Origin of the sequence: Streptomyces sp. NBC_00414 (genome assembly GCF_036038375.1) — a bacterium.
Taxonomy (GTDB): Bacteria; Actinomycetota; Actinomycetes; order Streptomycetales; family Streptomycetaceae; genus Streptomyces.
This window is the reverse complement of record NZ_CP107935.1, coordinates 10,344,533-10,350,652: the sequence shown is the minus strand read 5'-3', so window position 1 is coordinate 10,350,652 and position 6,120 is coordinate 10,344,533. Positions and strand designations below refer to the sequence as shown.

Sequence of the window (6,120 nt, the reverse complement as noted above, 5' to 3'; positions counted from 1 at the left end):
ACGCGACGACGCTACGCGTCGTTACCATCGCTTCGCGATGGAGCACTGCGCTCCGCGCAGTGCGGCGGAACTCCATTCCGCCTGCCCGGAATCGCTCCGCGATCCGGACGGCTTCGGTACAGGCCTGCTCCGCAGTCCCGTACCGAAGCTGACGCACCCTCCGGGCGCGTCAGGAAAGAAGCCGACTACATCAGGGGTGACTTGCCTTCCGTCACCGGTTCGCCCAGTTGGAGATCAGTAGGCCGCCGAAGACGGTACCCATGAAAAGCCGGGTAGAGGGCCTGGCCTGTGTCGCCCTCAACTATTCGCCACACCATCCAGGCCAGGCATAAGCCGAGCATCGGCCAGCACGCCCAAGCGACCCAACGGGCCCCTGGCTTGGTCCAGGCCGGCGGGTCGTGCATTTTTGATGATCGGGTCACGGGTGCACCTCCCGCCGTACGGGTGCCCGCATTCACCGCAGGCAGGCCGGAGTTCCGGGTCTCTTGTTGGATTCGGTCACCTCCGAACAGTAATATTCACTTCCGGTCAGACCCTGTGCGTCACTTTCACAAGCGGCTTGGTTCTGGGATAATGGCTCGGTACCGATCCCCTTCGATGAAGGGGCAAAACACCACTCTTACCGGATTCAAGTAATTCGTCATTTTGAGCCTGGATGGAATCTGGGTTAAGGGAACATCATCTCTCCGAATATCGAGAATGTGAGGTCTTGTGACTCAGATGGAATTGCGTCCGCATCAGGCTGAGGCGGTCGATAATGTCGTTCATATTCTCGGTGTGCCGCCCGGTGGTCGTATGCCTCCCGAGGGTCTGCGGACGCAGGTAATCGCCGCTATCGGCTCCGGTAAAACCCTGATCGGTGCGGAGTCGGCGTATCGCAGCCTGGACGCTCGCGCGTCGAAAGCGTGGAATCTCGTGCGCCCCTCTGTCTCCACTTCGCGTCGAAAGCGTGGAATCGGTGCGCACCTGAGAACCGTCGGCCGTCCGGGGCGGGCATTTCCACCCTGACATCTGTCAGGTACCCGCCCGGCAACGCCCCCTGGTAGGCATGCAACATGTCAAAAAGAGCCAGGGCTGAAACGGCCGGACCCCCTACCCACCCGGTGGCGGATCGAATCTCCCGCCGAGGACTTTCGGCGTACGACGAAACCGATTGTCGCCGGAACGCGGCCCAGGTGAGTCTTCTCGGCAGGCCCGGCCCACCCGGCCGGACCACCACCGACAGAGGCGGGGAACTCACCATGCGCACCTCGCGTTCACTGCGGTTGCTCGGCGCGGCGGCTGGCGGCCTGTCGCCCATCGCACCGGACGCGGCCCACCCGGCCGCCGTGGGCCACGGCACCGGCGACAATCCCGACGGGCGGATGTCCCGTGCTGCGCCGGTGTGCGGCGGCAACGTCCTCGACCGTACGAAGCGGTACTGAGCCATGTTCCGATGGAGCAGATGGCGTTCCGTAGCAGTGCTGTGTGCCGTGGTCATGGCCGTGATGACCGCCCTGCTCAGCCCTTCGGCCACGGCGGCAACGAACGCGGCGACGGACGCGGCGTCGTCCGCGCCACGTGACGCGGCCGGTGTCACCGTGCCGGCCGGTGTGACGGCGGGAGTCGCCGTCTTCGACCGGCAGACCGGCACCTTCACCGAGCAGCTGAACCCGAACATGCAGTTCCGGTCAGCCTCCGTGGTCAAACTGCTGATCGCGCTGGACTACCTCTGGAACCGCGGCCCGAACTACCAGATCCCGTCCGGTGACCAGGCCAAGTGGAACTCCATGCTGCGCAGCAGCGACGACGACGCGGCCAGCGAATTCTGGGTGCGCAACGGCGGGGGCTCGATCGTCACCCGGATGGCCCGTGAGCTGTCCCTCTCCAGCAACACGACCCCGCCGCCGGCCAACCAGGACGGCATGTGGGGCTACACAGCCTTGACGGCCGCGGACACGGTGAAGATCTACCGTTACCTGCTGGACACGGCGCCCGCCCGCGTCCGCGAACTGATCATGGGCAATCTGAAACAGTCCACACGCTGCTCCGCCACCGATCACTTCGACCAGCACTTCGGTATCGTGGGCGCCTTCAACAAGCCGTGGGCCGTGAAACAGGGCTGGTCGGGTTTCGGCGACATCGAGCAAGGTACGTGCCGCCCCGCCACGTCGGCCCTCAACGGCAAGGCAGCGTCCGTCGACCTGACGAAACCGGCGCTGCACACGACCGGGACGGTGGGTTCCGGTGACCGCTCCATCGTGGCCGTGTACACCCTGCACGACGTCGGCACCTCGTACGGCAAGGCGTACACCGACCTGGGCAGGCTGACCCGTTCGCTGAACGTTCCCGGTGGCGTACGACCGGCGGGCACGTGGTTCGGCACCTGGAGCTCCGGTGTCAACGTCCGCCCCGAGCCCAACACCACCCGCGACCCGCTCCTCCAGCTCCCCGCCGGGGTCGAGGTGCTGGTCGGCTGCCAGACGCGAGGGGAGACCGTCTCGGTCCCGCCCTACACCAACGAGTGGTGGGCCTACCTGCCTCAGTACGGGGGCTATGTCAGCAACATCTACATGAGCAGTCCGGACAACCAACTGCCCGGCGTCGCGCAGTGCTGAGCAGTGCATCACGGTGCTGCGAAGGGCCTGCGGGAAGAGCCGGGCAGGCACCCGGCACCTTTCGGTCGAACTCGAAAACCAGTGAGAAAAGGACAGGTAGATGACCAGGACCAGGAAGTATCTCTCCCTCTGGATGGCAGCCCTCGCCCTGACGGCGGGCGGTGTGATCGCCGCCCCTTCGGCCAGTGCCGCTGCCAGCGCCGAGTGCGGAGTTCGGGCGAGCGACGGCCGGCTGTGGTGCGGGAACGGAGCCCCCGCCATTCTGCGCTCGGGCGCCTACCACGAAGCGAACATAACGGGGCAGCTCTATTCCACCTTCAGCTGGTTCGACTGCTGGACCTATGGTGGACTGCACGGCGGCGGCAACACCACCTGGTACCACACCAAGGGTGACTGGACCGCTCCTGGCTACGACGGGTGGGGCTACGTCCCGGCGGACTGGGTCAACACACCGTCCTCGTTCGACGCCGATCCGAGCGCGCGCGGTCTGCGGCACTGCTGAGAGCAGCACTGCCGAGCTCGCCGGACCACTCCTTGATGTCGTCGGTCTCATCCACGAGACCGGCGGCATCGTCGTCGTGGCGTCCCATAGCCAACCGTGCGCTCCATCAACTGCGGATCCGCAGGAAGCTTCGCCATAGGGGGACTACCGCAGGTCAGGGCGAGGTACGGCATACGAATAAGGAGCGAGGGCTCAGTAGCCGGCCAGAGCATCGCTTGTCATCGGCAGCGGTCAAGGGCGTCATTCGGGCCGAGGCGGGCAGATGTGTCTCGGCCAGCGCCACACCGTGCGCTCCGAAACACCCACCACCTCAGCGACCGCACGCACATGCCGTGTGGCCAGTTCCCCCGCCTGCTGCCGCTCCAGCAGACGACGCACCACCAGCCCTCTGGACGGCACAGCCCCACGGCCGGCCCTTACCGCTCGATCCACCCCACGATCACACCGACCGAGCAGACCTCACCGCGTGAGAACTCTCGAACCTGAGACAGCATCAACTGACATGCGATAAAGCCCCACGACAGTGATCCCACCCATCAATCTCTCACCCCGCGACAGCGCCAGCCCTACCCTCAAGACCCCACTGACCAGCACCAAAACACCAACCACCAAACCAACACCACCGACCCTCACCACCACCGACCCCACACCGAGAGATCGCAGAAAAGAACCTGACTGAGCCTTTTCCATCATCGGTCTGATCTGGCCAGATGCAGGGCGAGGACGGCCTGGACGAGGGCGGTGATCCGGGTTGTGGAGCACCGGAGCTTACGCAGGAGCCGCCAGCTCTTGAGGGATGCCATAGCCTGCTCGACGAGGGCGCGGATCTTGGCGTGCGAGCGGTTCACCGCCTTCTGTCCTGGGGAAAGCGTCTTCCAGCGTCCCCAGTACGGGACGCGGACCGTGCCGCCGGCGCCCCGGTAGCCCTTGTCGGCCCAGCAGGTGACGTCGGCCTGAGCAAGGGCGTCGATGATGCCGTGTTCGCGGGCCGCGCGGACGTCGTGGACGGCTCCGGGCAGGGCCGGCGAGACCCACAGCAGCCGGCCGAACGCATCGGTGAGGACTTGCACGTTCATGCCGTGTTTCTTGTGTTTGCCGGAGTAGAAGGGCTGGTCCGCGGCGATGCGGTCGATCGGCAGCAGCGTCCCGTCCAGGAGGACGAACGCCTTCGTCGACGCGGTGCGGACGGCATCGGCCAAGGTGGGTGCGAGGGCGGCCAGGAGGTCGACGGCCTCGGTGACGTAGCGGTATGCGGTCGTGGTCCCGACGCCGAATCCGGCGGCGAGCTGGGAGTAGGTGTGCCCCATGCGCAGGTGGACGAGCGCGAGGAGGGCCTGGCGGCCGGCGCTCAGCCTTCGCCAGCGGGAGCTGATCGCATGGCGGTGCCCCCGCAGATGCTCGGCGAGGAAGCGGAGGGTGGAGCTGGAGACGTCCGCGCCGGACGGGTAGACAAGCATGCGAAGCCTCTGGTGGACACGTTTCTCTTGGTCGAAGACTCGTCTACCAGGGGCTTCGCCTGGCTGTCAGCTCAACCAGCGGGCTCGCCACACAGGTTGGGCAATACCGTTCACTGGCACACTGGTTGTCGTGTCCAACTCCTACGCGCAGCCCATCCTGAGAACAGCGGACCTCTCCGAGGGGTTGTGCACCGTCGAGAGGTTGCTTGGAATCGCTGACCTGGGAGGCCTTGAAGTCGATTTCGATGTGCGGATCTCCTCGACTCGCTCGCTTTCGGCGGTGCTGGCCGTGTTGCCGGATGCCGAATGGTGGGCGGAAGGGGGGAGAAGCGGCTCGTCGGAGCGTAGGGATGATCCATCCGCCTTCTTGCCCATCCGGCTGCGAGGCTGGGCTGGGGCACCGGAGACGGTGAAGCCATTCCTCCAGGCGGTTGGCGACAGCCCAGCGACGGTGCGATGGGACTTCAACGCCTGGCCCGAGGCTCCCGAGGTAGGTCTGGGAGTGGGGGGTACCCGCGGAGCATTCGTCACGCTGTGTGTCCGTGCCCGAGACCTCGACCTCGACCTCGACCTCGAGGAGCCTGCGGCCGACTGCATCGTTTTCGTCCACGTCAAGCAGGTCGAGGCCGAACGTGCACCGTGGCTAGCAGCCCAAGTCGGGTTGCGGGTGATCGGCGACTTGGTGATGGCGCCGTACTGAGAAGCTGTGGCAGAACCGGCAATCCGTGACGCTCTGGAGCCGGGGGCAGGATCGCCTGACTGGGCGGTCGGTGATGCTCTGACGGATTACACAGCTCTAGGGAGTGTCCGTCCTCGATCACCCTGGGCCGTGTATCGAAGGCCTTCAGGGGCCGAGCAGGCATGGTGCGGAATTGAGGAGTTGGCCGGAAGGGTTCAGCCGGTGAGGGTGGGGCCGATGAGGGGCAGTAGGACCTGGTCCACCAGGCGGGCTATTCCTTCGGGGTCGAGAACGGTACCGAGCAGGTCCTCCTGCAGGACCGTCACCCCGATAGCTGCGGCGATCTCCATCCTGCCCGGCGCCAGCAGCAGCTCGACTCTCTCCGCGGTGATCTCGCCGCGCTGTTGAGCGCGGTGGAGGCAGGCGGCGATGTCCTGGCGCTGTCCGGCGATGGCCCGCTCGCGCAGGGTGTCGGCGATCTGAGGGTGGGAGGCAGTGGCGGCGGCCAGTACGGCCGAGAAGTTGCGCGCTTGGGGCTGCAGGCACACGGATCTGTGGGTCAGTGTGCCGATGAGGTCCTCGCGCAGTGTCCCGGCGGCCGTCGCCTCGGCCGGGACGGCGGCGGCAAGCATGAGGCTTTCCAGGGCGTCGGCGACCAGGTCCTCGCGCGAGGCCCAGCGACGGTAGACGGTGGCCTTGGCCACCCCTGCGCGTGCGGCCACCGCGGCCATGTTGAGACCTGCGTAGCCGCTCTCGACGATCAGGTCCAGGACCGCTTCGATGATGCGGGCATTCCGCTTCTCGTCACGGACGGGGCCGAAGGCGCCCCTGGGGCGCTGGCGTCCAGAGGGGAGGGTCGACCTGGTCATACGCACGACGGTACTG

At 66.2% G+C, this 6,120-nt stretch carries 7 protein-coding genes; 5 read left to right on the top strand and 2 right to left on the bottom strand.

Annotated features, from left to right (window positions below; translation table 11 throughout):
• Nucleotides 1–720: 720 nt before the first annotated feature.
• The 4 genes from OHS59_RS44390 (at nt 721) to OHS59_RS44375 (ending at nt 3,099) form a co-directional block, all read left to right on the top strand.
• Nucleotides 721–1,008: a hypothetical protein gene (locus tag OHS59_RS44390; RefSeq protein ID WP_328499585.1), complete on the top strand. Its 288-nt coding sequence runs from the start codon at nt 721–723 to the stop codon at nt 1,006–1,008.
• Between the two features lie 233 nt (nt 1,009–1,241).
• The gene (locus OHS59_RS44385; RefSeq protein WP_189845655.1) at nt 1,242–1,424 is read left to right on the top strand and encodes a hypothetical protein; all 183 of its coding nucleotides are present in this window, start codon (nt 1,242–1,244) and stop codon (nt 1,422–1,424) included.
• 54 nt (nt 1,425–1,478) lie between these two features.
• Nucleotides 1,479–2,597: a hypothetical protein gene (locus tag OHS59_RS44380; protein WP_443061354.1), complete on the top strand. Its 1,119-nt coding sequence runs from the start codon at nt 1,479–1,481 to the stop codon at nt 2,595–2,597.
• Between the two features lie 100 nt (nt 2,598–2,697).
• Nucleotides 2,698–3,099, top strand: a complete 402-nt coding sequence (locus OHS59_RS44375; protein ID WP_225890818.1) for a hypothetical protein — start codon at nt 2,698–2,700, stop codon at nt 3,097–3,099.
• Between the two features lie 689 nt (nt 3,100–3,788).
• On the opposite strand, the gene OHS59_RS44370 is transcribed toward OHS59_RS44375, so the two are convergent.
• Nucleotides 3,789–4,556, bottom strand: coding sequence for an IS5 family transposase (locus OHS59_RS44370; protein ID WP_328491298.1), 768 nt, complete (start codon nt 4,554–4,556; stop codon nt 3,789–3,791).
• A 130-nt stretch (nt 4,557–4,686) separates the two neighbouring features.
• Between OHS59_RS44370 and OHS59_RS44365 the strand changes: the two genes are divergently transcribed.
• The gene (locus tag OHS59_RS44365) at nt 4,687–5,256 is read left to right on the top strand and encodes a hypothetical protein (RefSeq protein ID WP_328491299.1); all 570 of its coding nucleotides are present in this window, start codon (nt 4,687–4,689) and stop codon (nt 5,254–5,256) included.
• Nucleotides 5,257–5,450: 194 nt separating this feature from the next.
• On the opposite strand, the gene OHS59_RS44360 is transcribed toward OHS59_RS44365, so the two are convergent.
• Nucleotides 5,451–6,104, bottom strand: coding sequence for a TetR-like C-terminal domain-containing protein (locus OHS59_RS44360; protein WP_328491300.1), 654 nt, complete (start codon nt 6,102–6,104; stop codon nt 5,451–5,453).
• Nucleotides 6,105–6,120 lie beyond the last annotated feature (16 nt).

Excerpts from the sequence above, each read along its gene's own strand:
- OHS59_RS44370 (WP_328491298.1), bottom strand. The coding sequence starts at position 4,556 with ATGCTTGTCTACCCGTCCGGCGCGGACGTCTCCAGCTCCACCCTCCGC.
- OHS59_RS44375 (WP_225890818.1), top strand. The coding sequence starts at position 2,698 with ATGACCAGGACCAGGAAGTATCTCTCCCTCTGGATGGCAGCCCTCGCC.
- OHS59_RS44390 (WP_328499585.1), top strand. The coding sequence starts at position 721 with ATGGAATTGCGTCCGCATCAGGCTGAGGCGGTCGATAATGTCGTTCAT.
- OHS59_RS44360 (WP_328491300.1), bottom strand. The coding sequence starts at position 6,104 with ATGACCAGGTCGACCCTCCCCTCTGGACGCCAGCGCCCCAGGGGCGCC.
- OHS59_RS44380 (WP_443061354.1), top strand. The coding sequence starts at position 1,479 with ATGGCCGTGATGACCGCCCTGCTCAGCCCTTCGGCCACGGCGGCAACG.
- OHS59_RS44385 (WP_189845655.1), top strand. The coding sequence starts at position 1,242 with ATGCGCACCTCGCGTTCACTGCGGTTGCTCGGCGCGGCGGCTGGCGGC.